The organism is Streptomyces coacervatus, from assembly GCF_029223485.1.
GTDB classification, from domain to species: Bacteria; Actinomycetota; Actinomycetes; order Streptomycetales; family Streptomycetaceae; genus Streptomyces; species Streptomyces coacervatus.
Genome location: NZ_JARHTP010000011.1, coordinates 112,310 through 136,955 on the forward strand (window position 1 = coordinate 112,310; position 24,646 = coordinate 136,955).

The window sequence follows — 24,646 nt, forward strand, 5'->3', positions numbered from 1 at the left end:
CTCCTGTCGTCGTGACGGGTCGGTCTGTCAGCCGTCGGCTATCGACTGTACGGCCACGGCTGTGCTGCGGGCAGGCGCAACCATAGTGATGTGCAGCGCTCTGCCGGTGGTACGTGTGTTCGGTGATGTACGTCAGTGCTTGGCGGGCAGGAAGCCGACCTTGTCGTATGCCTGGGAGAGGGTCTCGGCGGCGACGGCACGGGCCTTCTCCGCGCCCTTGGCCAGGATCGAGTCGAGCGTCTCCGAGTCGTCCAGGTACTGCTGGGTGCGCTCCCGGAAGGGCGTCACGAACTCGACCATGACCTCGGCGAGGTCCGTCTTGAGCGCGCCGTACATCTTGCCCTCGTACTCCTGCTCCAGCTCGGCGACCGACTTGCCGGTGAGGGTCGAGTAGATGGTGAGCAGGTTGCTGACGCCCGGCTTGTTCTCGGCGTCGTAGCGGATGACGGTGTCGGTGTCGGTGACCGCGCTCTTGACCTTCTTCGCGGTGACCTTGGGGTCGTCGAGGAGGTTGATGAGGCCCTTCGGCGTGGACGCCGACTTGCTCATCTTGATCGACGGGTCCTGCAGGTCGTAGATCTTGGCCGTCTCCTTGAGGATGTACGGCTTCGGGATGATGAAGGTCTGGCCGAAGCGGCCGTTGAAGCGCTCGGCGAGGTCGCGGGTGAGCTCGACGTGCTGGCGCTGGTCCTCGCCGACCGGGACCTCGTTGGCCTGGTACAGCAGGATGTCGGCGACCTGGAGGACCGGGTAGGTGAACAGGCCGACGGAGGCGCGGTCGGCGCCCTGCCTGGCGGCCTTGTCCTTGAACTGGGTCATGCGGGACGCCTCGCCGAACCCGGTGAGGCAGTTCATGACCCAGGCCAGCTGGGCGTGCTCGGGGACATGGCTCTGGACGAAGAGTGTGCAGCGCTCGGGGTCGAGACCGGCCGCGAGCAGCTGGGCGGCGGCGAGCCGGGTGTTCGCGCGCAGCTCCGCCGGGTCCTGGGGAACCGTGATGGCGTGCAGGTCGACGACCATGTAGAACGCGTCGTGGGTCTCCTGCAGGGCCACCCACTGGCGGACGGCGCCGAGGTAGTTGCCGAGGTGGAACGAGCCTGCGGTGGGCTGGATTCCGGAGAGCACGCGGGGTCGGTCAGAAGCCATGCTCACCATTCTCTCAGAGGTGGGGAGTGGTTTCGGAGCGCGGGGGACTGCGGGCCGGTGGGGGCCGTTCGCGCCCCGCGGCGGAGCCGCAAATGAATGCGGCCCCGCGCCCCTTTCAAGGGCGCTGCCCCTGACCGGCGCCGATCAGCCGAGGTCGATTTCCGGGTACAGCGGGAAGCCCGCCACCAGGTCCGTCGCCCGCTGGGCGATCTCCTCGGCCACCTTCTCGTCCAGGACGTGGGATGCCTTCGACGGGGCCCCGGACTTCGTTGTGCCCGGTTCCGTGGTGGTCAGGACGCGGTCGATGAGGCCCGCGACCTCGTCCATCTCGGCGGTGCCCAGGCCACGCGTGGTCAGGGCGGGGGTGCCGATGCGGATACCGGAGGTGTACCAGGCGCCGTTGGGGTCGGCGGGGATGGCGTTGCGGTTGGTGACGATGCCCGAGTCGAGCAGGGCGGCCTCGGCCTGGCGGCCGGTGAGGCCGTAGGAGGTGGCGACGTCGATGAGGTTGAGGTGGTTGTCGGTGCCGCCGGTGACGAGGGTGGCGCCCCGGCGCATCAGGCCTTCCGCCAGTGCGCGGGAGTTGTCGACGATGCGCTGGGCGTAGTCCTGGAAGGAGGGCTGCCGGGCCTCGGCGAGGGCGACGGCCTTGGCTGCCATGACGTGCGGGAGCGGGCCGCCGAGGACCATCGGGCAGCCGCGGTCGACCTGGTCCTTGAGGGAGTCGTCGCACAGGACCAAGCCGCCGCGCGGACCGCGCAGCGACTTGTGGGTGGTGGTGGTGACGATCTGGGCGTGCGGGACCGGGTCGAAGTCTCCGGTCAGCACCTTGCCCGCGACCAGGCCGGCGAAGTGCGCCATGTCCACCATCAGGGTCGCGCCGACCTCGTCGGCGATCTCGCGCATGATGCGGAAGTTCACGAGACGGGGGTAGGCGGAGTAGCCGGCGACGATGATCAGCGGCTTGAACTCACGGGCGGAGACGCGCAGGGCCTCGTAGTCGATGAGGCCGGTGGCGGGGTCGGTGCCGTAGGAGCGCTGGTCGAACATCTTGCCGGAGATGTTCGGGCGGAAGCCGTGGGTGAGGTGACCGCCGGCGTCCAGGGACATGCCGAGCATGCGCTGGTTGCCGAAGGCCTGGCGGAGCTCGGCCCAGTCCGCCTCGGTGAGGTCGTTGACCTGGCGCACGCCGGCCTTCTCCAGGGCGGGGGTCTCGACGCGCTGGGCGAGGACCGACCAGAAGGCGACGAGGTTGGCGTCGATGCCGGAGTGCGGCTGGACGTAGGCGTGGCGGGCGCCGAAGAGCTCCTTGGCGTGCTCGGCAGCGAGGGACTCGACGGTGTCGACGTTGCGGCAGCCGGCGTAGAAGCGGCGGCCGATGGTGCCCTCGGCGTACTTGTCGCTGAACCAGTTGCCCATCGCGAGGAGGGTGGCCGGGGAGGCGTAGTTCTCGGAGGCGATCAGCTTGAGCATCTCGCGCTGGTCGTGGATCTCCTGGCCGATGGCGTCGGCGACGCGCGGCTCGACGGCGCGGATCACATCGAGGGCGGCACGGAAGGCGGTGGACTCGGTGGAGAGGGGCTGCTGCTCTGACATGTCGGCCTCCGGACGGCGTGGCGTTCAGCGTTCACGGTTCGGCCCAGGCGCACGGCACTCGCTCGTTCACGGGCCGCTCCCCGATGGTTTTCCCATCCCAGCGCGCCAGTCACGGCCCGCCGGTCAGCCTACCGGGCGCGCCGGAACGCAGAGGTCCCGCGTCCACCATGCGAGCGACGATAGGAAAGGGGCACCCTCAGCACCTGGCACCTTCTGGAGATCCCGTGACCACTACGGAGACACTCATCGCCGCCGCCGACGCGCACAGCGCGCACAACTACCACCCGTTGCCCGTGGTCGTCGCCTCCGCGGACGGGGCGTGGATGACGGATGTGGAGGGGAGGCGGTATCTGGACCTGCTGGCCGGTTACTCGGCGCTCAACTTCGGCCATCGCAACAGGCGGCTGGTGGAGGCGGCGAAGGCACAGCTGGAGCGGGTGACGCTGACGTCCAGGGCGTTTCATCACGACCGGTTCGCGGCGTTCTGCTCCGAGCTCGCCGAGCTGTGCGGGATGGAGATGGTGCTGCCGATGAACACGGGCGCGGAGGCGGTGGAGACCGCGGTGAAGACGGCCCGCAAGTGGGGGTACAAGGTCAAGGGTGTGCCTGCGGAGATGGCGAAGATCGTGGTCGCGGGCAACAACTTCCACGGCCGTACGACGACGCTCATCAGCTTCTCCACCGACTCGGAGGCGCGGGCGGACTTCGGCCCGTACACGCCGGGCTTCGAGATCGTGCCGTACGGGGATCTGACGGCGATGCGGTCGGCGGTCTCGGAGAACACGGTGGCCGTGCTGCTGGAGCCGATCCAGGGCGAGGCGGGGGTGCTGCTTCCGCCGGCCGGTTATCTGCCGGCGGTGCGGGAGCTGACGCGGGAGCGGAATGTGCTGTTCGTGGCGGACGAGATCCAGTCGGGGCTGGGAAGGACGGGGCGGACGTTCGCGTGCGAGCACGAGGGCGTCGTACCGGACATGTATGTGCTCGGGAAGGCGCTGGGCGGCGGGATCGTGCCGGTGTCGGCGGTGGTGTCGAGCGCCGAGGTGCTGGGGGTGTTCCGGCCCGGGGAGCACGGGTCGACGTTCGGCGGGAATCCGCTGGCCTGTGCGGTGGCACTGGAGGTGATCGCGATGCTGCGGACGGGCGAGTTCCAGGCGCGGTCCGCGGAGCTGGGCGGTCATCTGCACCGGGAACTGGCGGCGTTGACCGGCACGGGGCGGGTCACGGCGGTGCGCGGGCGGGGGCTGTGGGCGGGGGTCGACATCGCACCGCGGTACGGCACGGGGCGGGAGGTGTCCGAGAAGCTGATGGACCGGGGTGTGCTGGTGAAGGACACACATGGGTCGACGGTGCGGATCGCGCCGCCGTTGGTGATCGGGAAGGAGGATCTGGACTGGGGGCTTGCGCAGTTGCGGGCTGTGCTCGGTGTCTGAGCGGCTCGTGCGAGGGTCGGCGTGGGCCGCCCTCAGCGGATCACATGGGGTACGAAGCGCGCGTACTCGTCCGTGACCAGGCCGGACGACTCGCGGATGCCGAGGCCCGCCGCCTCGTCCTCGACGACCCACGCACCGAGGACGACACGGTTGCCGTCGAAGTCGGGCAGGGGCGCCAACTCCTGGTAGCAGCAGGCCTCTTGGCGCGGGATCGCCTCGGTGCCGGGCTCGTGGATGGTCACGCCGGCGCCCTCGCGGCCGAGCAGCGGCTTGGCGACGTACCCCGTGGTCCCCGTGAGCTCGCGCGGGCCGTCGAGGTAGGAGGGCAGGAGGTTCGGGTGGCCGGGGTACAGCTCCCAGAGGACGGCCAGCAGGGCCTTGTTGCTGAGGAGCATTTTCCAGGCCGGTTCGATCCACAGGGTCGTGCCCGTGCCGCCGCCGTTGTCGAGGGTGTCGAGGACGTGATCCGCGAAGGCGTCGGTGGTGAGCCACTCCCAGGGGTAGAGCTTGAAGCAGCTGCGGATGAAGCGGAGTTGGTTGTCGACGAAGCGTCCGGACAGGGAGTCCCAGCCGATCTCCTCCATGGAGATCCAGTCGGTGTCCAGGCCGGCCTGTTCGGCGGTCTCCTTCAGATAGGCGACCGTCATCAGGTCCTCGCCGAGTTCGTCGGCCGAGGAGTGCGCGAAGTAGAGGGGGTTGCCCGGCGGGAGGAGGGGCGCCTGCTTCTTCCAGGCGGCGATCAGGCGTTCGTGGAGGGAGTTCCACTGGTCGGCGCCGGGGAAGCGCTCCTCCATCCAGAACCACTGAGGGGAGGCGGCCTCCACCAGTGAGGTGGGGGTGTCGGCGTTGTACTCCAGGAGCTTCGCCGAGCCCGTGCCGTCGTAGCGGAGGTCGAAGCGGCCGTAGACGGAAGGGAGTTCGGAGCGGCGGTGCCATGCCTCGGCGACCGCCCGGGCGATGCGCGGGTCGGTGATGCCGAGGTCGGCGTAGCGGCCCGCGGTGACGATGTGGTCGGCCGCCGCGAGGCACATGCGGTGGAGTTCCTCGACGGTCTCCTCCAGGGCCTCGACCTCGGTGAGGGTGAAGGAGTAGTAGGCGCTCTCGTCCCAGTAGGGGCGCAGGGAGCCGTCGGGGTGGCGGGTGAGGGGGTAGATGAGGCCCTGTTCCTCGACGGTCTGCTGCCAGCCGGGGCGCGGGGTGATGGTGTGGCGTTCCATGGCGGGACGGGTCCTGCTCAGTAGTTCCGGTTCGGCTGCGGTTCCGGTTCGGCTGCGGTTCTGGGTCGGCTGCCGTTCCGGTTCAGCCGCCGGAGTGGCCCTCGCCGCCGCCGAAGCCGCCGCGGGAGACTCCGTGGCCGCCGCCGGAACCGCTGGAGGCCTTGCGGGGCTTGGTGAAGGAGCCGCTGTCGACCCAGCTGCCCTGCTTGTTGCCGCCGTAGTACCAGACGCCGTTCGCCGAGGTCTTGGTGGAGGTGCAGTACTTGTCGGCGACGACCTTGTAGCCCTTGGAGAGGTTGTAGCTGTCACGGTCGACGCAGCGCTTGTCGGGGTCGGAGGAGCAGGCGGTGAGGGCTGCCGCCAGAAGTCCCATGCCGCCGAGTACGACCGTGCCCGAGCGAAGTTGGCGGCGTGCGTCTGGCATGTCCGTGTCTCCCCGTTGTCCTGCGATGTCAGGAGGTCAGCCTAGAGATCGGTGAGAGCGTGCTCCAAGGCACCCCCGTTCCTTCCCGTTCCTTGCGCGCCTCCCCTACAGTCACTTTGTGATCTTTGGGATGGTGTGCGCGCTCGGCGCGGCAGTCTGCTTCGGTACGGCGACGGTGTTGCAGGCGGTCGCCGCGCGGGCGGCGAGTACGGACGGCGGCGGGGGCGGGGAGGCGGCGCTGCTGCTGCGGGCGGTGCGGCAGTGGCGGTATCTGGCGGGGCTGGCGCTGGACGGGCTGGGGTTTCTGCTGCAGATCGCCGCCCTGCGGTCGATCCCGATCTACGCGGTCGCGGCGGCCCTCGCGTCCAGCCTGGCGGTGACCGGGGTGGTCTCGGCGCGGCTGCTGCATGTGCGGCTGAGCGGGACGGAGTGGGGCGCGGTCGGGGTGGTGTGCGCCGGGCTCGCGATGCTGGGCCTTGCGTCCGGGGCGGAGGGGGATCGTGCCGGGTCGACGGCTCTGAAGTGGGCGATGCTTGCCGTCGCGGTGGTCGTGCTGCTGCTCGGGCTGTTCGGCGGGCGGTGGTCGGGGCGCGGCCGGGCGCTGGTGCTCGGGCTGGGGGCCGGCTTCGGGTTCGGGGTGGTGGAGGTGTCGGTACGGCTGATCGACTCCCTCGCGCCTTCGGAACTGTTCACCAACCCGGCGACGTACGCACTCGTCCTCGGCGGAGGTGCCGCCTTCCTGCTGCTGACCTCCGCCCTGCAGCGCGGCTCGGTCACCACGGCGACGGCCGGACTAGTGCTCGGCGAGACGATCGGACCGGCCTTGGTGGGCGTGGTGTGGCTCGGGGACCGCACCCGCGAGGGGCTTGCCTGGCTGGTGGTGCTGGGCTTCCTCGTCGCCGTCGTGGGGGCGTTGGCGCTGGCGCGGTTCGGAGAGGCGCCGGCAACGCAGGTGGCGGAAGAAGCAGCGGCGTGATGGACGCCCCGCCGCCTCAAGCCGGCGTCTCGTGATGCCGCCCCACAGGGGGGACCTGGCCTCCAGCGCGAGGGTCGCCGTCTCGCCGGCCTCCGACCAGCAGGCGTCGCCCCTGCCACAGAGGTCGGCGACCATTTGCATGGCCGTGTGGGTGTGAGGCGGTCCGTATCCGGGAGCAGCCGCAGCACATGTCGGCACGCGGCGGGCCTGTTCAACAGTGCCGCCGCCGGGACGGCACTCGGCCATCTGCGGCCACGGCGGCGGACGGTACGGCTGCGGCAACGCGCGGCGGCGGCGCTTGCGCCGGTCCTTCCGTCCTGTGGATCGTGGCTCGAGCACGCGCCGTACGGGCCCCGGGGCGGGGCACCGGCAGTGGCCGGAGGGAAGTACTGAGGCTTCCGGAAGCAGGAAAGGTGCAGTCATGACACAACCGGCAGCGGCGGAAGGCCTGTGGGGCTGGTCGCCGGCCGCCGGGCTACGGCCCGTCGAGGAGGCGGGGACCGGCGGGCCGCTGCTGGTCGCGGACTCCTGGCTGGTACGGGACGGCAGGGTGCGCGGCCTCGACCGGCACCGGGACCGCTTCGTGCGGTCCTGCGGCGAGTGCGGAGGGCCGCCGTCGTACCGGATGCTGGAGTTCTGGGAGGCCATGACGGGCGCGCTGCCGCGCACGGGCGAGTGGTTCCCGCGGGTCGAACTCACCGCCCGCCATGTGATGTTGCGGCTGCGGCATGCACCACCGCTCGGTTCGGAGATCGAGGTGTGGGCGGTCGGCCAGTCGGATCCGCGCACCGCGCCCCGCCGTAAGGGGCCGGACCTGGACGCCCTGGCCCGGGTGCGCGGGCGGGCGGTCGAGGCGGGGGCTCAGGAGGCGGTGCTGGTGGGGCCGTCCGGGGTGGTGCTGGAGGCGGCCACCGCGAGCGTGCTGTGGTGGGAGGAGGACACGCTGTGTCTGCCGCCGCCCCGGCTGCCGGTGCTGCCCGGAGTGACCGTCGCCCTCATCCAGGAACGGGCGCGGCACGAGGGTATCCGCGTCGCCCACCGCGAGCGGACGGTGGCCGAGCTGGACGGGCGTGAGGTGTGGCTGGTGAACGCGCTGCACGGGATCAGGCCGGTGACGCGCTGGATCGACGGATCGATGTCCGCAGCGCCTGCGACGCGGGCCACGGAATGGCAGCAGTGGCTGGACACGACGATGGAGCCGCTTCCGGACGAATAAAGCAACCGGCGGCACCATGGTCTCCCGCCAGGCGTTCAGGGCGTAGATCCGCGCCGCGCAGTCGTATTTTGGGGAAGCAGTCGTATTCGGGAAGGGGAAACGGCGACTACGGCCCCGTCGACTCCGGCAGCGCCGCGCACAACGCGTCCAGCGTCCCCGCCCAGGCGCTGTCCGGCGGCGTCCCGTACCCCACGACCAGCGCGTCGTAAGGCTCGACGGTCGCCTGCGGGTGCCGGTAGCGGTGCAGCCCGTGCACCGCGAGCCCCTGCCAGGCCGCCGCCCGCAGCGTCGCCTGCTCGGTGCCCGGCGGCAGCCGCAGCACCACGTGCAGACCCGCCGCGATGCCGGTGGCGCTGACCTGCGGGGCCCGCCGCGCGAGTTCCGCGACGAGTGCGTCCCGGCGGCGGCGATAGCGCAGCCGGGCGGCGCGCACATGCCGGTCGTACGCCCCGGAGGAGATGAACTCGGCGAGCGTCAGCTGGTCCAGGACCCCGCAGGAGTCGATGTGGCCCTTCGCCTTCGCCGCCTCCTGGGCGAGGTCCGGCGGCAGCACCAGCCAGGCCAGTCTGAGGCCGGGGGCGAGGGACTTGCTGGCCGTGCCCGCGTGGACGACGTGGTCCGGGTCGAGGCCCTGGAGGGCGCCGACGGGCTGGCGGTCGTAGCGGAACTCGCCGTCGTAGTCGTCCTCGACGAGCAGACCGCCGGTACGGCGCGCCCAGTCGACGGCGGCCGCCCGCCGGTCGCGGTGCAGGGTGCCGCCCATCGGGAACTGGTGGGCGGGGGTGAGCAGGACCGCGGCCTCGTCGGTCAACTCCCCCGGATTCGTGCCCCGTTCGTCGAACGGCAGCGGGACCGTCCGCAGACCGGCCTCCGCCAGCAGGTCCCAGTGCACGTACAGGCCGTACGACTCCACGGCGACCGTGCTCGCGCCGCGCGCCCGCAGTACCGCGGCGAGGATCCGCAGGCCGTGCGAGATGCCGGCGCAGATCAGGATGCGGTCGGGGTCGGTGCGCACGCCCCGGGCCCGGGCGAGGTAGCCGGCGAGGGCGGTGCGGAGTTCGATGCGGCCGCGGGGGTCGCCGTAGTCGAGGGCCTGGTTCGGGGCCGCGGCGAGGGCTCGGCGGGCGGCCTTGAGCCACTGCGCGCGCGGGAAGGAGGCGAGGTCGGGGGTGCCGGGGATCAGGTCGTAGGCGGGGCGGCCGGGGGTGCGGGAGCGGGGTGCGGGTGTGGCGGGCCGGCTCACCGCACGGTCGGCCACCCGCGTGCCCGAGCCCTGCCGGGCGGTGAGCCAGCCCTCCGCCACCAGGTCGGCGTAGGCCTCGGCGACCGTGTTGCGGGCGATGCCCAGGTCGGCGGCGAAAGTGCGGGAGGAGGGCAGCCGGGTGCCGGGGGCGAGGCGGCCGGTGCGGACGGCCTCGCGCAGGGCGTCGGTGAGGCCCTGGCGCACCCCCGGCCCGGTCGGCTCCAGGTGCAGGTCGACGCCCAAAGTGGCCCATGGTTTCGCCATGGGAATGGACCATACCTCTGGGCTGCCCTGCTTCTAGGGTCGAGGACATGACCACAGAAGAAGCCACCGCATACGCGCCCGAGCGGCCCGCCCGGCTGGGCTGGGCCCAGCACGCCCCCGAGGTCTACAAGGCGATGGTCCGCCTCGACGCGGCCGCCCGGCAGGGCATCGACCCGACCCTGCTTGAGCTGGTGAAGATCCGTGCCTCGCAGCTCAACCACTGCGCGTTCTGCCTGGACATGCACACCAAGGACGCGCTGGCGGCCGGGGAGAGCGTGGAGCGGATCATCCAGCTCGGCGCATGGGAGGAGTCGAAGCACTTCTACACGGAGAAGGAGCTCGCCGCCCTGGAGCTGACCGAGGCGGTCACCGTGCTGACCGAGGGGTTCGTGCCGGACGAGGTGTACGACCACGCCGCCAAGCACTTCGAGGAGCCGGAGCTGGCGCAGCTGATCGCCGCGATCACGGTGATCAATGCGTGGAACCGGTTCGCCGTGACGTGCCGCATGGTCCCGGGCCACTACGAGGCGGGGCAGCACCGATGAGCAAGGTGGACGTCTTCCGCGCCCTGCACCGAAGGCGCGAGCCCGGTGACCCGCTGGTCCTGCCCGGCCCCTGGGACGCGGTCAGCGCCCGGGTGTTCGTGAAGGCCGGGTTCCCGGCGCTCGCGACGCCCAGCGCGGGGATCGCGTCCTCGCTCGGGTACGAGGACGGGGCCACGCCCGCCGACGAGATGTTCGCTGCGGTGGCGCGCATCTCCCGGGCGGTGGACGTGCCCGTGTCGGCCGACGTCGAGGGCGGGTACGGGCTGGCGCCGAAGGAACTGGTGGAGCGGCTGCTGGAGGCGGGGGCCGTGGGCTGCAACCTCGAGGACTCCAGCGGGGGCGTCCTCAAGGACCCGCACGAGCACGCCGAGTGGCTGGCCGAGGTGCGGTACGCGGCCGGGGACCGGCTCTTCGTCAACGCCCGTGTCGACACATTCGAGTACGGGGACGGCAATCCCGAACGGGCCATCGAGCGGGCCGCGTTGTACGTCGCCGCCGGCGCCGACTGCATCTATCCGATCGGCGCCCCGGCGGACGTACTCCCGCTCCTGCGGTCCGGCATCCAGGGGCCGATCAACGTGTACGGCACGCTGGACGGCGGCGGCCCCACGCCCACCGAACTCGGTGAACTCGGGGCCACCCGCGTCACGTTCGGGCCGGGGCTGCTGCGCTGGGCGGCACTGGCGCTGGAGGGGATGAGCGGAGAGCTCAGGAAGCGGATGTGATCACGACAGCCACGCCTTCCAGGTGGACGCGTGGCTGTCCACCCACTTCTTCGCCGCCTGCTCGGGGGTGAGCTTCTGGTCGGCGATCAGCAGGGAGACCTCGTTCTGGTCCTCGGTCGTCCACTTGAACTTCTTCAGGAAGGCCGCCGCCTTGCCGCCCTTCTTCGCGAAGTCCGCGTTGAGGTACTTCTGCAGCGGGGTGTGCGGGTAGGCGCAGGTGATCTTCGCGGCGTCCGCGTCGCAGCCGTCCTTGTACGGCGGCAGCTTCACCTCGGTCATCGGGACCTTCTTGAACAGCCACTGCGGCGCGTACCAGTAAGTCAGGAAGGGCTTCTTCTCCTTGGCGAACTGCTTCATCTGCGTGATCTGCGCCGCCTCGGAACCGGCGAACACCACCTGGTAGTCCAGCTTCAGGTTGTTCACCAGCGCCTTGTCGTTGGTGACGTAGGACGGGGAGCCGTCCATCAGCTGGCCCCTGCCGCCGCTCTCCGCGGTGCGGAACAGCGACGAGTACTTGTTGAGGTTCTTCCAGTCGGTGATGTCCGGGTGCTGCTCGGCGAGATACGTCGGCACATACCAGCCGATGTGGCCGGTCACCCCGAGTCCGCCGCCGCGCGCGATCGTCTTCTTGTCCTCGACGTAGCGCTTCTCCTGGTCGGGGTGGCCCCAGTCCTCCATGATCGCGTCGACGCGGCCCTGGCTGAGCGCGTCCCAGGCGGGGACCTCGTCGACCTGGACGGTGTCGGCCCGGTAGCCGAGCTTGTGCTCCAGGAGGTACTGGGCGACGGCCACATTGGACTGCGCGCCCACCCAGGACTGGACGGACAGGGTCACGGTCCTGGCGCCCTGCGCGTTGGCGAACGGGGACGCCTGCTTGGTCATGTCGGCTGCGCCGCAGCCGGTCAGCAGCAGAAGCGCCGACCCTGCGGCCACGGCGGTTGTCGTACGAAGTCGCATGTCACGCTCCCTTTTTCGCGCGGCGTTCGGTCGGCTGGGTCACCCGGTCGAGCATCAGGCCGAGGCAGACGATCGCGGCGCCCGCCACCAGGCCGGTCGCCAGGTCGCCCTGCGCGAGGCCGAACACGGTGTTGTAGCCGAGCGCGCCGCCGCCGACCAGGCCGCCGATGACGACCACGGCGAGGACCAGGACCACACCCTGGTTGACGGCGAGGAGCAACGCCGGGCGGGCGAGCGGGAGTTGGATCTGGCGGAGCTGCTGGCCGGGGGTCGCGCCGAGCGAGCGGGCCGACTCCAGGGCGGCCGGGTCGACCTGGCGCAGGCCCTGCGTGGTGATGCGGACGACGGCCGGCAGGGCGTAGACCACGGCCGCCGCGACGGCGGGGGCGCGGCCCACGCCGAACAGCGCGACCACCGGGATGAGGTACACGAACTGCGGCATCGTCTGGAAGACGTCCAGGACCGGCCTCAGCAGCCGCTCGAAACGGTCGCTGCGGGCCGCCGCGATACCGGTCGCGAGACCCAGCACGAGGGTGACGGCGACGGCCGCCAGCACCTGGGAGAGAGTGTCGAGCGACGGCGTCCATACGCCGAGCACGCCGATCGCGGCCATGGCGAGGACCGCGGTGAGCGCGGTGCGCCAGGTGCCGATCAGCCAGGCCAGGGCGGCGACCACGAGCAGCACCGACCACCAGGGCAGCCACTGCAGACCGCTGCGGACGGGGTTCAGCACCCAGGTCGTGAAGTGGGCCGCCCAGTCGGCGGTGCCGCCCACGACGGGCACGCCCGAGTAGAGGTGGGCGGTCATCCAGTCGACGGCGCGATTGACCGGTTCGGCGATGTTCAGCGTCCAGGCGCCGGGCCAGTCGAGACGGCCCGCGAGCCGTCCGGCGAGCGCCACGGCGACGGCGGCGACGGCCGCGTAGAGCCAGGTCCGGGGGCTGCTCTCGTGCTCGCCCCCGGCTCGCTCGCCCGCGGCGCCGGTCACGCGGTCCAGTACGACGGCGAGCAGCACGATGGGGATACCGGCCGAAAGCGCCGCGCCCACGTCGACCGAGGCCAGCGCCTGGTAGACGCGGTCACCGAGACCGCCCGCGCCGATGACGGAGGCGATGACGGCCATCGACAGCGCCATCATGATCGTCTGGTTGAGGCCGAGCAGGAGTTCCTTGCTGGCCAGCGGGATACGGGCGGTCAGCAGCCGCTGGCGTGCGGTGGAGCCGAGCGACTCGACCGCCTCCAGCACCTCCTTGTCGGCGCCGCGCAGACCGAGGGAGGTGAGGCGGGCCATCGGCGGGGCGGCATAGACGACGGTGGCGAGGACGGCCGCGGGGACGCCCATGCCGAAGACCAGCACCACGGGCAGCAGATACGCGTAGGCAGGCATCACCTGCATGGTGTCCAGCACCGGGCGCAGGGTGCGGTCGAGACGGTCGGAGAGACCGGCGGCGAGGCCGAGCACCACTCCGACAGCAACCGACGCGAGCACGGCGACCACCATGAGCGCGAGCGTCTGCATGGTCGGCACCCACATGCCGAGCAGGCCGCAGGTGAGGAAGGCTGCCGCCGTGCCGATCGCGAGCCGTACTCCGGCGACGCGCCAGGCGACGAGCGCTCCGAGGGCCGTGACGCCGGTCCATCCCGCGGCGAGGAGCACCAGGTATACGGCGCGTACGGAGATCACGACGGCGTTGCTCATGTAGCCGAAGCCGTAGAGGAACAGGGGGTGGCTGTCCCGGTTGTCGATGATCCAGTTGCTGGCGGTGGTGAGGGGGTTGGTGAGGTCGACGGTTAGGGCTTCGGGCCAACTGCCGCTTGCCCACTTGGCGTTGGCGAGCGGGACGAGGATCGCGGCGGCGAGGGCGAGAAGCAGGAGCTTCTGGGCCGCGCGGTGCCTGAGCAGACCGCCGGGCAGCGCGCGCGGGGCGGATGCGGTGACCGTTGCCATTAGACCGCCCCCGTGTCTGTGGTGGGGGGCGGGGTCGCTGGCGGGCGCTCGGCCGGTGCCGCTGTCTTTGGGACGGGTGCCGCCCCAGCGGCACGACTGCCCGCAGCTACGGCGGTATCAGCGCCAGCGGCGGCTGTGCCCGCTACGGCGGCATCCGCGGCAACAACGCCCCTGCCAGCCACGGAGGCGATCAGCGTTTCAGCGTCCACCACGCCCAAGCAGCGGCCGTCGTCCACCACGCAAGCCGGTGCGCCCAGGTCGGCGACCACCTTGATCGCCTCGGCGACCACCGCGTCGGCGGCAATGGCCCCCGGATGCTCCGGGCCGCCGCACTCCCCGGCCCGCATCGCCGTACGGACAGTCATCACTTGCTCGCGCGGCACATCCCGTACGAACTCACGTACGTAGTCGTCGGCCGGGCTGCCGACGATCTCCTCGGGGGTGCCCAGCTGGACGACCCGGCCGTCGCGCATCAACGCGATGCGGTCGCCGAGCTTGAGCGCCTCGCTGAGGTCGTGGGTGATGAAGACCATCGTGCGGCCCTCCTCGCGGTGCAGGCGGACCACCTCCTCCTGCATGTCCCGCCGGATCAGCGGGTCGAGCGCGCTGAACGGCTCGTCGAAGAGCAGGACTTCGGGGTCGACGGCCAGGGCGCGGGCCAGCCCCACACGCTGGCGCTGACCGCCGGACAGCTGGCTCGGGCGGCGCTGCTCCATGCCCTCCAGGCCGACCTTGGCGACGACCTCCTGGGCGCGCGCCCGGCGCTCGGCCTTGCTCATGCCCTGGATCTCCAGGCCGTACGCCACGTTGTCGAGGACCGTGCGGTGCGGAAGGAGACCGAAGTGCTGGAAGACCATCGCGGCGCGGTGGCGGCGCAGTTCGCGCAGGCGGGACTTGTCCATGGCGCGGACGTCCTCGCCGTCGATGGCGATCGTGCCGGCCGTCGGCTCGATCAGCCGGGTCAGACAGCGCACGAGCGTGGACTTGCCGGAGCCGGACAGGCCCATCACCACGAACACCTCGCCCTTGCGTACGTCGAAGGAGACGTCACGGACGGCGGCGGTGCAGCCCGTGCGGGCGCGGAGCTCGGCGGGTTCCAGCGAGGTCAGTGCGGGATCGGCGGGGATGCGCTCGGCCTTCGGGCCGAACACCTTCCACAGTCCCTCGACAGAGAAGACCGGCGTACTCATCGCGTTCATCGCGTTCATCACGCATCACTTCCGATCAGGTCTACGGCCTTCTCCCCGACCATCAGCACGCCGATCATCGGGTTCACGGCCGTCATGGTCGGGAACACCGAGGCGTCCGCGATGCGGATGCCGTCCAGACCGCGAATCCTCAACTGCGGGTCCACGACGGCAAGTTCGTCGTCGCCTGCCCCCATACGGCAGGTGCCCGCCGGGTGGTACACGGTGTGCGCGACCTTGCGGGCGTACTCGCTGAGTTCCTGGTCGCCCGTGATGTGCGGGCCGGGGGCCACCTCCCGCTTGAGCCAGCTCGCCAGCGGCTCGGTCTGCGCGATCTCGCGGGCGATGCGGATGCCGTCGACCAGGGTGCGGCCGTCGTAGTCGTCCTCGTCCGTGAAGTAACGGAAGTCGAGGGCGGGCTTGACCGACGGATCCGCGCTCGTCAGATACAGGCGCCCGCGGCTCTTCGGCTTCGGGATGTTCGGAGTCATCGAGACGCCGAACTCCGGCCGCTCGTAACCCAGTCGCTCAGGGTTGTCCGTGAACGGCACCTGGTAGAAGTGGAACATCAGGTCCGGGCCCTGGTGTTCGGGATCGCGCCGGACGAACAGCCCGGCGTCGCTGTCCATCGCGGAGTTCTCCGGGAGCGGGCCGTGGGTCTCCCAGACGATCACCGACTCGGGGTGGTCGAGGAGGTTCTCGCCGACACCCGGCAAGTCGAGTGCGACCGGTATGCCGAGCGCCTCCAGGTCCGCACGAGGGCCGATACCCGAGTGCAGCAGCAAGCGCGGCGAGTCGACGGCACCGGCACAGAGCAGGACCTCGCGGCGGGCCCGTACCAGGATCTCCCCGCCGTCCTTCGTGCGGACGTGCACGCCCTCCGCCCGGGTGCCGTTCAGCTCCAGCTCGTACGCCCAGGTCTCCAGCAGGATGGTCAGGTTGGGCCGCTCGTCCATCACCGGGTGGAGGTACGCCACCGACGCACTCGACCGCTTGTTGTTCTCGGGGTGGTACGCGAGGTCGAAGAAGCCGACGCCCTCGGTGAACGGCGAGCGGTTGAAGCCCTCGATCCGGGGGACGCCGGTCGCGTGCTGCGCGGCGTCGACGAAGTCGTGGGCGATGTCGTTACGGTCCTTCTCGTCGACCGGGACGATGTTGTTCAGCAGCCGGGCGTAGTACGCCTCCATCGGCACCGCGCCCCAGCCCTTGGCGCCGGCCTCCTCCCACTCGTCCCAGTCGGACGGCAGCGGCTTGAAGGCGATGAGGGTGTTGTGGCTGGAACAGCCACCCAGCACTCGGGCCCGGCTGTGCCGGATGTGGGAGTTGCCGCGGGGCTGCTCGGTGGTCGGGTAGTCGTAGTCCAGCTCGCCGCCGAGGAGGCCCATCCAGCGGCGCAACGTCAGCACGTCCTCACGGCCGACGTCACTGGGGCCGCCCTCGATGACGGCGACGGTGACGTCCGGGTTCTCGGTGAGACGGGAGGCAATGACGGACCCGGCCGTCCCGCCGCCGACGACGACGTAGTCGTAGATCTGGGTGTTCTCGGACATGGGGGTGGTAACTCCAGGGGGATCGAACGCGCCCCAAAGGGGCGCGGGGAACTGCGCGACCAGCCACGACGGCGCGTCAGACGACCGACGGCACAGTGGCGCAGGCTCAACCTGCGAACCACCGCACGGGCTTAGGCGCCAGGTTCTGGTAAACGTGCTTGGTCTCGCGATACTCGGCAAGCCCGGCAGGGCCAAGCTCGCGCCCCACCCCGCTCTTGCCGAACCCGCCCCACTCCGCCTGCGGAAGGTAGGGGTGGAAGTCATTGATCCACACGGTCCCGTGCCGCAGCCGCCCCGCAACCCTGCGGGCCCGCCCCGCGTCGGCGGTCCAGACGGCGCCCGCGAGACCGTACTCGGTGTCGTTGGCGAGGGCGACGGCCTCGTCCTCGGTGCGGAAGGTCTCCACCGTCAGCACCGGTCCGAAGACCTCTTCGCGTACGACCCGCATCTCGCGGTGGCACTGGTCGAGGACGGTCGGCTCGTAGAAGTAGCCGCCGTCGGGGCGTTCCGGCGACGGCTCGGGGCGCTTGCCGCCGGACCGCAGCACCGCACCCTCCGCGAGCGCGGAGGCGACGTACGCCTCGACCTTGGCGCGCTGCTGCGCGGAAACGAGGGGGCCGCACTCGACGCCGTCCCCGGTGCCGCGGCCGAGGCGGATCCGGGCGGCCCGGCGGGCGAGCTCGGCGACGAAGCGCTCCCTCACGGACTCCTCGACGATGAGGCGGGCGCCGGCCGAGCAGACCTGACCGCTGTGGATGAAGGCGGCGTTCAGGGCCTGGTCGACGGCCGTGTCGAAGCCTTCGTCCGTCGCGCAGGCGTCGGCGAAGACGACGTTGGGGTTCTTGCCGCCGAGTTCGAGGGCGACCTTCTTGACGCTAGGCGCGGCGGCCTGCGCGACCTTGGTGCCGCTGACCAGTCCGCCGGTGAAGGAGACCAGGTCGACGTCGGGGTGCTCGGCGAGCCGGGCGCCGACCGAGTGGCCGGGTCCGGTGACGATGCCCGCGACGCCGGTGGGCAGCCCGGCCTCGGAGAGCAGGTCGATGAGCGCGATGGTGGTCAGCGGGGTGATCTCGCTCGGCTTGATCACGAAGGTGTTGCCCGCCGCGAGAGCGGGGGCGATCTTCCAACTGGCCTGGAGGAGCGGGTAGTTCCAGGGTGTGATCAGTGCACAGACCCCGACCGGCTCATGGACGACGACGCTGTGGATGTCGGGCGAGCCCGCGTCGACGACCCGGCCCGGGGCCTCGCCGGCCACCAGGTCGGCGAAGTAGCGGAAGGCGTCGGCGACGCAGTCGATGTCGATCCGGCCCTCTTCGGCGGTCTTGCCGGCGTCGCGGCTCTCCAGCAGCCCGAGCCGCTCGCGGTCGCGCACCAGGAGGTCGGCGACGCGGCGCAGCAGCGCGGCGCGCTCGGCCACGGGGGTGCGGGGCCAGTCGCCGTGGTCGAAGGCGTGCCGGGCGGCCGCGACCGCCAGATCCGTGTCCTTCTCGTCGCCCTCCGCGACCAGGGCGAAGGGCTGGCCGTCCGCGGGGTCGAGAATCTCGCGCGTGGCGCCGGAGGCGGCTTCTCGCCACTCCCCTGCCACGTGGATGGTCGCCTGCGCGTCCAGCCCCTGGGTTTCCGCTCTGTCCGCCATGATCCGTATTGCCTTCCGTTCCTGTTCCGTTCCCCTGGGTGACACACGTGTCACTCACGAGGACCGTGAGCGCATGCCCTCGCCCCCGGGATGCATGCGCAATCCATGACCGAAAGTGCGCTGCATCACTGAAGATGCGGACAAACAGGAAGAAAAGTGCGGCGGAGTGATCAGTCGATCCCGGCGTCCGCGTCGCAGGTCGTATAGGGCGGGCAGAACCAGTCCAGCGCCGTGGTGAGGTAGCTGAGCTCGTCGTCGCGGCCGTCGGAGTCGGGGCCGTAGGAGGCGATGGCGTAGATGTTGCCGTCCGCTGCGACGAAGCGCTCGTCGTAGACGTGCCAGGTGCCGACGTCGGGCTCGCCCTTGATGGTGTCGGCCAGATACTCCAGCCGTGAGCCGGTGAACTCGCCGTCGTCGAGCTTCTGCAGATCGAGCTTCTTGAAACCGGCGGGCTTCTTGGTCTGGTCGGACAGATACAGCTGGAAGGAGTCCTCGGGCGACGCCTCCGCCACCTGGTACACCTGCAGCCGGTGCTCCCGGTCGGGGCTGCGGTAGCTGACCACCGCAATCCCGTACTGCGAATCGACGCTGTCGCGCGACCAACCCTCCGGTATCGCGATCCGGAACCCCTCCGTGTCGTTGCGCAGCTCATAGCCCGCGGGCGGCGCGGAGGCCGAGACCGAGGGGGACGGCGACCCCGTGTCCTCGACGGACGGCGACTGCGACAGGTCCGGCGATGCGGAGGCGGAGGACGTGACGGAACCCGCCGCCACCGGCTTCTTCCCCGGCCCGCCACCCTTCCCGACCACCAGGGTCAGTACGAGACTCACGGCGACCCCGACCACGGCGGCACCGACGACCACGGACCAGACGAGCCGACGGTTCAGCCCACCGGCGGGGCCGGGGGCAGGTACGGGGAGCGGCTCGACCGGCGGCCAGGAGGCACCGCTCGACCACTCCGGCACGGTTCCCTCGGCGCCTGGGCCGTGCCAGGTGCTGTCCGCACCGCCACCGGGCCAGCCCTGCTGCGTCCGCACCGCGGGAGTCGACGTCGGGGGCGCGGGGTAGGCCGGGGCGGCCGGAGGCGGATCAGTGACCGGCGGCCCCTCCGCCACCGGCGGTGGCGTCGGCAGCGTGGGCGTGGCCGCCGGGCCGCTGCCCGGACCGTCCTCCCAGCGCTGGGTGTCATCGTTCCAGTACCGCTGTCCCCCGCTCATCGCGTCCCGCTCACCGCCCCAGGAGGCCGGCCACGGCGCCGGCGGAGGAGAGGAAGGTGACCAGGGCCTGGGAGTCGGCGAGCAGTTCGCGCAGGCGCTGGCGGCGCGTCGGCCCCGCCTGGCCGGTGCGGGTGATCTCGGTCTCCGTCTCGGCGAGCGCCGCGCCCAGCGCGACCGTCTGCTCGCTGCTGTTCACCCGCCGCAGATCGTCCCGCAACTGCCGTACCGCTTCCAGGAGTTGCCGGGTGGCCTCGTCCGGCTGTGTCCCCGTGCCGTGGTGCACATGGCTCTCGGCGTGCGCGTTGCTCCCGGCGGCCACGTTGTTGTTGCTGCCGGAGATGTCGCCGATATTGATGCCCTGGTCTTCACTGGCCATTGCTGTCGGCTCCCTTCTGCGGCGCGGTGCCGCCCGAGGCATTCGAGGACGAGGCGGAGTTCTGCATACCGGCAGCGACGTTGTTGTTGCTGCCCGAGATGTTGCCGATGTGCACGTCGCCGTTGCTGATGTTCACGACCTTCTGCATGAACTCCCCGGTTTCGTAACCGGCTTCGGCGAGCGCCGCCCGCACCCCGTTGGCGACGCGGTCCTGCACGCTCTTCAGGTAGCGCGCCACGTCCATCTCCTGGAAGAGCGAGCCGGCGGCCACCGAGCCCAGTTCGCGCACCGACAGCGCCGGCCCGTCGGGCAGCGCGCCCGCGTACCCGCCGGTCAGCAGCCGCCACACGTACACCAGGCCGCGGCCCAACTGGGCCAGCGAGCGCCCGGCCGACGCGGGCACCAGGACGACGGCGCCCGCCGCCTTGCCGAGCACGTTGTTGTTGCGGAACCGGTGCGCCGTACGGTCGGCGTCCTTGAAGTCCGTCCGCACCGGCGTCAGCACATGCGGCGCTATCTCCAGCATCAGCATCCGGCCCTGGGTGTGGATGCGCACGAAGACCGTGACGACCAGCTCCTCCTCCCAGCCGCCGACGCGGATGCGCAGGAAGTGCCGCCGCTTCTCGGCGCCCTCCTCGACCGCCCGCGTCCGGTGGTCCTCGAAGGCCTGGGGGGTGTACGGCGCCTGGTCCCGGGTGAGCAGTCCCTCGACCGGCAGGAACACGCACTCGTCGATCTCCAGCCAGCGCAGCCGGTCGCGAACGCCGGGGCCCGCGTACTCGGCCGGAATGCGGAGCTGTTCGAGCAGCGGCCGGACCGCCTCCAGGACCGTGCGGTTGCTGAGCGGCCGCTGCTGCTTCAGCTCGTCCGGCCGCAGTTCGACGGCCAGCACCCAGGTGTCGTAGGCCGCTCCGGCCCCGCAGAACGGACGCACCTCGTGATACATGACCAGCGGCGCGTGCTGCTCGACACGGATGCGCTGCTTCAGCCGCTGGAAGCGGGGGTTCTCGGCCTGCTCGGCGGGGTCGCTCGCGGCGTCCGGGAAGCGCTGCGGGGAGAGCTCGGCGGCCAGCGCCCGGCTGAACTGGTTGCGCTGGACGTGCACGCACCACGCGATCAGCGCGAACACGGCGAGCGCGAGCCAGGCCTGCCACGGCTTGATCGCGCCGCTGATGCTGCTCGGCGAGAACACGTCGCTGAAGCTCGGCGAGTCCGCATAGCTGGAGTCGTACGAGGAGTCGTACGAGCCGTACGGCGAGCTCTCGTCCGAGCCCGAGCCGAACGCCGCGAGGACGGTGAGGACCAGCACCGTCGCAAAGAACGCACGGCCCCACCAGCGGACCAGGAACGCGGCGATACGGCGGTACAGGGGCGGCTGCTCGGCGCGGCCCCTGACCCAGGGGGCGATGGCGAGCGCCACGCTGGGCAGCACGAAGAGGATCAGCAGACCGCCGCTGAGCGCCGTGCCGACCACCCAGAGGCCGATGATCGCCCCGGCCCACAGCAACTCCTGGCGACGGGCGCGCAGGGCGTGGGCGAGGACGCGGGCGGCGTCGAAGCCGAGCGAGGGCGCCACGATCCGCTGCTCGTTGAGATGCAGTTCCTCGATGACGCGGTCGCGGTAAGCGGAATCCAGATAGGTGCCGGCGCACAGCAGCCGACTGGCCTCGCTGGCGTGCGGCGGAGTGGGCGGTACTGCAGGTGGCGCGGTGCTCACGCGAATCCCCCGATGCGTGGAAATGCCGTTGTCAGACGTTCAGTTGACAAACCATCAGCATAGAGGGGCCGGTGGGAGCAGGGAAGCGGAATACCAAGGTATGGACCCTCGCCAATTCTTTGACTAGAGTCAAAGATTTATGGAGCCAGGACATACGGAGCCGGAGCCGGAGCCGGAGCCGGTGTCGACGGAGCAGGTGGCGGCCCTCCGTCGCTTCAACCGCTACTTCACGCGCCGCATCGGCGCGCTGGACGACCACTACCTCGGCCAGGACCGCCCGCTCGGCGAGGCCCGGCTGCTGTTCGAGATCGCCGAGCAACCGGGCGGGGTGTCCCTCCGGGAACTCAGGAGCCGCCTCGGACTCGACGCCGGATACCTCAGCCGGATGGCCAAGGCGCTTCAGGCGCAGGGCCTGGTCCGGCTCAGCGTCCACCCGGAGGACAACCGGCTGCGCATGATCGAGCCGACGCCCGCCGGCCGCGTCGAGGTCAAGGAGCAGAACCGCCGGGCCAACGCGCTCGCGGCAGGCCTGCTGGACACCCTCGCCCCCGGCCAACGCACGCAGCTGATCGAGGCGATGACCACGTCACAGCGCCTCCTGCGCCTGGCCGCCATCACAGTCGAACTCGTCGACGGCGCCTCCCCGGACGCCCGCGCCTGCCTGGACGCATACGCCGCCGACATCGACGAACGCTTCCCCGAGGGCTTCGACAAGTCGGACCTGGTGGCCCCGGAGGAGGTGTCCGGGGAAGCGGGCGCGTTCTTCGTGGCATACGAGGAGAGCCACCCGGTGGGCTGCGGCGCGCTGCGTCGCCTGGAGCCGGGGGTGGGCGAGATCCGACATGTGTGGGTACACCCGGAAGCCCGGCGCCTCGGCCTGGCCCGCCGGATCCTCACCGCACTGGAGCAGGCGGCGGCCGAGCACGGCTGCACCGTCGTACGCCTGGACACACACGCGACCCTCACCGAGGCGCAGGCGATGTACCGGGCAAGCGGCTACACGGAGATCCCGGCGTACGTCGACCACGTCTACGCCGCCCACTGGTTCGAAAAACGGCTGGACACCCCCCTTTTTTAAGGGGCGCGGGGAACTGCGCGACCAGCCACGACGGCGCCGCGGCCGACAAACAACACCAGGCACCCCCTGGCCACGCAGCCAGCAACTCCCTCAGGGTCTACGAGCAGTCGGCCCCCGCCGGGCAGAAGGACCGCACCGCCATGGCGAGGGGCTCCCGCACCAGTTCGGGGTCCAGGTTCCCGGGGCCGCTGGAGCGGATCGCGTACAGCGTGCCATCGGCGGCCCGGAAGCGGTGGTCGATGACCTGGCGTGCGCCCTTGTCCCCTTGTTCGTCGGAGTCGTATCGATACGACAGCTCGGCCCAGGTGTCGCCGCGGTCGCGCTCGATGACCCGGTATCCGGGCTGCTGCGAGAAGCCGTAACCGGGGTCGGTCTCCGCGAGGGTCAGGGACTCGTACGGGGTCGACTCGGAGACCTGGAAGATCTGCAGCCGGCGGCCATCGGCGGGGGCGTCGTAGTAGACGACGGGCGCCAACTGGCCTTGCTTCTGGCGGCGGTTCCAGCCCTGGGGGACGTCGATCCCGTAGCCGACGGGGTCCTGGGCGCGGCGGTAGCCGGCCGAGGGGGACGAGGACGCCAGGAGCGAGGCGGACGCGGTGGGTGTGGAGGTAGGGGTGGGCGTCGGGCTCTGCGGTGGGGTCGTGGTGGCCGTGACGCTGATGCTCGCAGCGGGCGTGGCCCCTGTGCCGGTCGAGTGGTCGCGGACGACGAGCCAGATGCCCGCACCCAGGCCCGCGCCGAGGACGACCGCCGCGGTGAGCGCAGCCAGCAGAAGGCCGGTACGGCGGCGCGGGACGGGAGGGTGAGGGTACGGGGCGGGCGGCGGGGCCGACCAGGGCGGCGTCGCGTTGACCTGCGTCTCCGCCGAGGCCCAGTCGGGCGGCGGCTGCTGGGCGTTCCAGGCCGCCTGGCCTCTGTCCTCGCTCGGCTCGTGTCCCGCTCCGGAACCGGAGCTGTAGCCGTCCCATCCGCTCATCGCGAACCCCCCGAATCACCCCACCGGGTACCTGTTCCGACGGTAGCGGCGAAAAAGGGAACGGGCCCCGTTCCGGAAGGAAACCGGAACGGGGCCCGTGCAGGTCCGTGACAGAGCCGTGAAGACCCGGCGTCAGCCGCGGGCTCAGATGAGGCCGAGACCGCGGACCGCCTCGCGCTCCTCCTCCAGCTCCTTCACCGACGCGTCGATGCGGGCGCGGGAGAACTCGTTGATGTCCAGGCCCTGGACGATCTCGTACTGGCCGCCCTTGGTGGTGACGGGGAAGGAGGAGATCAGGCCCTCCGGGACGCCGTAGGAGCCGTCCGACGGGATGCCCATGGAGGTCCAGTCGCCGTCCGCGGTGCCGTTGACCCACGTGTACACGTGGTCGATGGCGGCGTTGGCGGCGGAGGCGGCGGAGGACGCGCCACGGGCCTCGATGATCGCGGCGCCGCGCTTGGCGACGGTCGGGATGAAGTCGTCGGCGAGCCACTGCTCGTCGTTCACTACCTCGGCGGCGTTCTTGCCGGCGACCGTGGCGTGGAAGATGTCCGGGTACTGGGTGGCGGAGTGGTTGCCCCAGATCGTCAGGCGCTTGATGTCGGCGACCGTCGAGCCCGTCTTCTTCGCGAGCTGGGTCAGCGCACGGTTGTGGTCCAGGCGGGTCATGGCCGTGAAGCGCTCGGCCGGTACGTCCGGGGCCGCCGCCTGCGCGATCAGCGCGTTGGTGTTGGCCGGGTTGCCGACGACGAGGACCTTGATGTCGTCCGCGGCGTTGTCGTTGATCGCCTTGCCCTGCGGCTTGAAGATGCCGCCGTTGGCGGAGAGCAGGTCGCCGCGCTCCATGCCCTTGGTGCGCGGGCGGGCGCCCACGAGGAGGGCGACGTTGGTGCCGTCGAAGGCGACGTTCGGGTCGTCCGTGATGTCGATGCCCTGCAGGAGCGGGAAGGCGCAGTCGTCGAGCTCCATCGCCGTGCCCTCGGCGGCCTTGAGCGCCGGGGTGATCTCCAGGAGACGCAGCTTGACCGGCACGTCCGCGCCGAGCAGCTGGCCGGAGGCGATGCGGAAGAGCAGGGCGTAACCGATCTGGCCGGCCGCGCCGGTGACGGTGACGTTCACGGGAGTGCGGGTCATGGCGTTCTCCGTATGACAGCTGGCGGTGGGGCGGCACTGCCCCGGGGTGCGGGACGTACAAATGATCGATCTCTTGGCGTCAAGAGAT

General features: G+C 71.0%; 21 protein-coding genes, 2 pseudogenes and 1 riboswitch. Of the genes and pseudogenes, 7 read left to right on the plus strand and 16 right to left on the minus strand.

Annotation, left to right across the window (positions count from 1 at the left end):
* Positions 1–132 precede the first annotated feature (132 nt).
* Both trpS and P2Q00_RS26700 read right to left on the minus strand, forming a co-directional pair.
* The gene (gene trpS / locus P2Q00_RS26695; RefSeq protein ID WP_275775334.1) at positions 133–1,146 is read right to left on the minus strand and encodes a tryptophan--tRNA ligase; all 1,014 of its coding nucleotides are present in this window, start codon (positions 1,144–1,146) and stop codon (positions 133–135) included.
* 144 nt (positions 1,147–1,290) lie between these two features.
* A complete protein-coding gene (locus tag P2Q00_RS26700; protein ID WP_275775336.1) occupies positions 1,291–2,742 on the minus strand; it encodes a glycine hydroxymethyltransferase in 1,452 nt (483 codons plus the stop codon).
* Between the two features lie 34 nt (positions 2,743–2,776).
* Positions 2,777–2,865, minus strand: a riboswitch (ZMP/ZTP riboswitch).
* 101 nt (positions 2,866–2,966) lie between these two features.
* On the opposite strand from P2Q00_RS26700, the gene rocD reads away from it, so the two are divergent.
* Positions 2,967–4,172 carry an ornithine--oxo-acid transaminase gene (rocD, locus tag P2Q00_RS26705; protein ID WP_275775337.1) on the plus strand — a complete coding sequence of 402 codons (1,206 nt, stop codon included), beginning with the start codon at positions 2,967–2,969 and terminating at the stop codon, positions 4,170–4,172.
* Between the two features lie 32 nt (positions 4,173–4,204).
* Here the strand turns inward: rocD and P2Q00_RS26710 are convergent, their stop codons facing one another.
* Together P2Q00_RS26710 and P2Q00_RS26715 are read right to left on the minus strand one after the other, a co-directional pair.
* Positions 4,205–5,389 carry a glutathionylspermidine synthase family protein gene (locus P2Q00_RS26710; protein ID WP_275775338.1) on the minus strand — a complete coding sequence of 395 codons (1,185 nt, stop codon included), beginning with the start codon at positions 5,387–5,389 and terminating at the stop codon, positions 4,205–4,207.
* A gap of 82 nt (positions 5,390–5,471) precedes the next feature.
* The gene (locus P2Q00_RS26715) at positions 5,472–5,813 is read right to left on the minus strand and encodes a hypothetical protein (RefSeq protein WP_275775340.1); all 342 of its coding nucleotides are present in this window, start codon (positions 5,811–5,813) and stop codon (positions 5,472–5,474) included.
* 130 nt (positions 5,814–5,943) lie between these two features.
* On the opposite strand from P2Q00_RS26715, the gene P2Q00_RS26720 reads away from it, so the two are divergent.
* Entirely contained in the window at positions 5,944–6,789 is an 846-nt protein-coding gene (locus P2Q00_RS26720; protein WP_275775687.1) for a DMT family protein, read from the plus strand.
* Between the two features lie 42 nt (positions 6,790–6,831).
* Here P2Q00_RS26720 and P2Q00_RS26725 read toward each other — a convergent pair.
* A pseudogene (locus tag P2Q00_RS26725) lies at positions 6,832–7,035 on the minus strand (DUF3050 domain-containing protein); the annotation flags it as partial.
* Here P2Q00_RS26725 and P2Q00_RS26730 point away from each other — a divergent pair.
* Together P2Q00_RS26730 and P2Q00_RS26735 are read left to right on the plus strand one after the other, a co-directional pair.
* A pseudogene (locus tag P2Q00_RS26730) lies at positions 6,982–7,182 on the plus strand (monooxygenase); the annotation flags it as partial. The pseudogenes P2Q00_RS26725 and P2Q00_RS26730 sit on opposite strands and share 54 nt — an antisense overlap.
* A gap of 28 nt (positions 7,183–7,210) precedes the next feature.
* Complete coding sequence (locus P2Q00_RS26735; protein WP_275775341.1) at positions 7,211–8,005, plus strand: aminotransferase class IV; 795 nt, start codon at positions 7,211–7,213, stop codon at positions 8,003–8,005.
* Positions 8,006–8,111: 106 nt separating this feature from the next.
* On the opposite strand, the gene pdxR is transcribed toward P2Q00_RS26735, so the two are convergent.
* Positions 8,112–9,512: a MocR-like pyridoxine biosynthesis transcription factor PdxR gene (gene pdxR / locus P2Q00_RS26740; protein ID WP_275775343.1), complete on the minus strand. Its 1,401-nt coding sequence runs from the start codon at positions 9,510–9,512 to the stop codon at positions 8,112–8,114.
* A 47-nt stretch (positions 9,513–9,559) separates the two neighbouring features.
* Here pdxR and P2Q00_RS26745 point away from each other — a divergent pair, with 47 nt between their 5' ends.
* Together P2Q00_RS26745 and P2Q00_RS26750 are read left to right on the plus strand one after the other, a co-directional pair.
* Positions 9,560–10,057 carry a carboxymuconolactone decarboxylase family protein gene (locus P2Q00_RS26745; RefSeq protein ID WP_275775345.1) on the plus strand — a complete coding sequence of 166 codons (498 nt, stop codon included), beginning with the start codon at positions 9,560–9,562 and terminating at the stop codon, positions 10,055–10,057.
* On the plus strand, positions 10,054–10,782 hold the full coding sequence (locus P2Q00_RS26750; RefSeq protein WP_275775346.1) for an isocitrate lyase/PEP mutase family protein: 729 nt from the start codon (positions 10,054–10,056) through the stop codon (positions 10,780–10,782). Before P2Q00_RS26745 ends, P2Q00_RS26750 begins: the two co-directional genes overlap by 4 nt.
* Here the strand turns inward: P2Q00_RS26750 and P2Q00_RS26755 are convergent, their stop codons facing one another.
* The 8 genes from P2Q00_RS26755 to P2Q00_RS26790 all read right to left on the minus strand — a co-directional run bounded on the left by P2Q00_RS26755 (position 10,783) and on the right by P2Q00_RS26790 (position 21,370).
* Complete coding sequence (locus tag P2Q00_RS26755; RefSeq protein WP_275775348.1) at positions 10,783–11,739, minus strand: ABC transporter substrate-binding protein; 957 nt, start codon at positions 11,737–11,739, stop codon at positions 10,783–10,785.
* 1 nt (position 11,740) lies between these two features.
* A complete protein-coding gene (locus tag P2Q00_RS26760; RefSeq protein ID WP_275775349.1) occupies positions 11,741–13,687 on the minus strand; it encodes an ABC transporter permease in 1,947 nt (648 codons plus the stop codon).
* Entirely contained in the window at positions 13,687–14,895 is a 1,209-nt protein-coding gene (locus P2Q00_RS26765) for a quaternary amine ABC transporter ATP-binding protein (RefSeq protein WP_275775350.1), read from the minus strand. Before P2Q00_RS26765 ends, P2Q00_RS26760 begins: the two co-directional genes overlap by 1 nt.
* Positions 14,895–16,424: a GMC family oxidoreductase gene (locus P2Q00_RS26770; RefSeq protein ID WP_275775351.1), complete on the minus strand. Its 1,530-nt coding sequence runs from the start codon at positions 16,422–16,424 to the stop codon at positions 14,895–14,897. The genes P2Q00_RS26765 and P2Q00_RS26770 overlap by 1 nt, the downstream gene beginning before the upstream one ends.
* Before the next feature lie 106 nt (positions 16,425–16,530).
* Positions 16,531–18,060 (minus strand): aldehyde dehydrogenase family protein, encoded by a 1,530-nt coding sequence (locus tag P2Q00_RS26775; protein ID WP_275775353.1) that lies wholly within the window; start codon positions 18,058–18,060, stop codon positions 16,531–16,533.
* A 170-nt stretch (positions 18,061–18,230) separates the two neighbouring features.
* Positions 18,231–19,277 (minus strand): serine/threonine kinase C-terminal domain-containing protein, encoded by a 1,047-nt coding sequence (locus tag P2Q00_RS26780; protein ID WP_275775354.1) that lies wholly within the window; start codon positions 19,275–19,277, stop codon positions 18,231–18,233.
* A 10-nt stretch (positions 19,278–19,287) separates the two neighbouring features.
* On the minus strand, positions 19,288–19,653 hold the full coding sequence (locus P2Q00_RS26785; RefSeq protein ID WP_275775355.1) for a hypothetical protein: 366 nt from the start codon (positions 19,651–19,653) through the stop codon (positions 19,288–19,290).
* On the minus strand, positions 19,643–21,370 hold the full coding sequence (locus P2Q00_RS26790; RefSeq protein WP_275775356.1) for an AbeC-like domain-containing protein: 1,728 nt from the start codon (positions 21,368–21,370) through the stop codon (positions 19,643–19,645). Before P2Q00_RS26790 ends, P2Q00_RS26785 begins: the two co-directional genes overlap by 11 nt.
* A gap of 139 nt (positions 21,371–21,509) precedes the next feature.
* On the opposite strand from P2Q00_RS26790, the gene P2Q00_RS26795 reads away from it, so the two are divergent.
* Positions 21,510–22,448: a helix-turn-helix domain-containing GNAT family N-acetyltransferase gene (locus tag P2Q00_RS26795; protein ID WP_275775357.1), complete on the plus strand. Its 939-nt coding sequence runs from the start codon at positions 21,510–21,512 to the stop codon at positions 22,446–22,448.
* A 97-nt stretch (positions 22,449–22,545) separates the two neighbouring features.
* On the opposite strand, the gene P2Q00_RS26800 is transcribed toward P2Q00_RS26795, so the two are convergent.
* On the minus strand, positions 22,546–23,424 hold the full coding sequence (locus P2Q00_RS26800; protein ID WP_275775358.1) for a serine/threonine kinase C-terminal domain-containing protein: 879 nt from the start codon (positions 23,422–23,424) through the stop codon (positions 22,546–22,548).
* 144 nt (positions 23,425–23,568) lie between these two features.
* Positions 23,569–24,558, minus strand: a complete 990-nt coding sequence (locus P2Q00_RS26805) for a malate dehydrogenase (RefSeq protein ID WP_275775359.1) — start codon at positions 24,556–24,558, stop codon at positions 23,569–23,571.
* Positions 24,559–24,646 lie beyond the last annotated feature (88 nt).

Coding starts and splice junctions, on each gene's coding strand:
- P2Q00_RS26755 (WP_275775348.1), bottom strand. CDS start 11,739: ATGCGACTTCGTACGACAACCGCCGTGGCCGCAGGGTCGGCGCTTCTG.
- P2Q00_RS26770 (WP_275775351.1), bottom strand. CDS start 16,424: ATGTCCGAGAACACCCAGATCTACGACTACGTCGTCGTCGGCGGCGGG.
- P2Q00_RS26765 (WP_275775350.1), bottom strand. CDS start 14,895: ATGAACGCGATGAACGCGATGAGTACGCCGGTCTTCTCTGTCGAGGGA.
- P2Q00_RS26720 (WP_275775687.1), top strand. CDS start 5,944: ATGGTGTGCGCGCTCGGCGCGGCAGTCTGCTTCGGTACGGCGACGGTG.
- P2Q00_RS26805 (WP_275775359.1), bottom strand. CDS start 24,558: ATGACCCGCACTCCCGTGAACGTCACCGTCACCGGCGCGGCCGGCCAG.
- P2Q00_RS26780 (WP_275775354.1), bottom strand. CDS start 19,277: ATGAGCGGGGGACAGCGGTACTGGAACGATGACACCCAGCGCTGGGAG.
- P2Q00_RS26775 (WP_275775353.1), bottom strand. CDS start 18,060: ATGGCGGACAGAGCGGAAACCCAGGGGCTGGACGCGCAGGCGACCATC.
- P2Q00_RS26785 (WP_275775355.1), bottom strand. CDS start 19,653: ATGGCCAGTGAAGACCAGGGCATCAATATCGGCGACATCTCCGGCAGC.
- P2Q00_RS26735 (WP_275775341.1), top strand. CDS start 7,211: ATGACACAACCGGCAGCGGCGGAAGGCCTGTGGGGCTGGTCGCCGGCC.
- P2Q00_RS26795 (WP_275775357.1), top strand. CDS start 21,510: ATGGAGCCAGGACATACGGAGCCGGAGCCGGAGCCGGAGCCGGTGTCG.
- P2Q00_RS26710 (WP_275775338.1), bottom strand. CDS start 5,389: ATGGAACGCCACACCATCACCCCGCGCCCCGGCTGGCAGCAGACCGTC.
- P2Q00_RS26750 (WP_275775346.1), top strand. CDS start 10,054: ATGAGCAAGGTGGACGTCTTCCGCGCCCTGCACCGAAGGCGCGAGCCC.
- pdxR (WP_275775343.1), bottom strand. CDS start 9,512: ATGGCGAAACCATGGGCCACTTTGGGCGTCGACCTGCACCTGGAGCCG.
- P2Q00_RS26745 (WP_275775345.1), top strand. CDS start 9,560: ATGACCACAGAAGAAGCCACCGCATACGCGCCCGAGCGGCCCGCCCGG.
- P2Q00_RS26715 (WP_275775340.1), bottom strand. CDS start 5,813: ATGCCAGACGCACGCCGCCAACTTCGCTCGGGCACGGTCGTACTCGGC.
- P2Q00_RS26700 (WP_275775336.1), bottom strand. CDS start 2,742: ATGTCAGAGCAGCAGCCCCTCTCCACCGAGTCCACCGCCTTCCGTGCC.
- P2Q00_RS26800 (WP_275775358.1), bottom strand. CDS start 23,424: ATGAGCGGATGGGACGGCTACAGCTCCGGTTCCGGAGCGGGACACGAG.
- trpS (WP_275775334.1), bottom strand. CDS start 1,146: ATGGCTTCTGACCGACCCCGCGTGCTCTCCGGAATCCAGCCCACCGCA.
- P2Q00_RS26760 (WP_275775349.1), bottom strand. CDS start 13,687: ATGGCAACGGTCACCGCATCCGCCCCGCGCGCGCTGCCCGGCGGTCTG.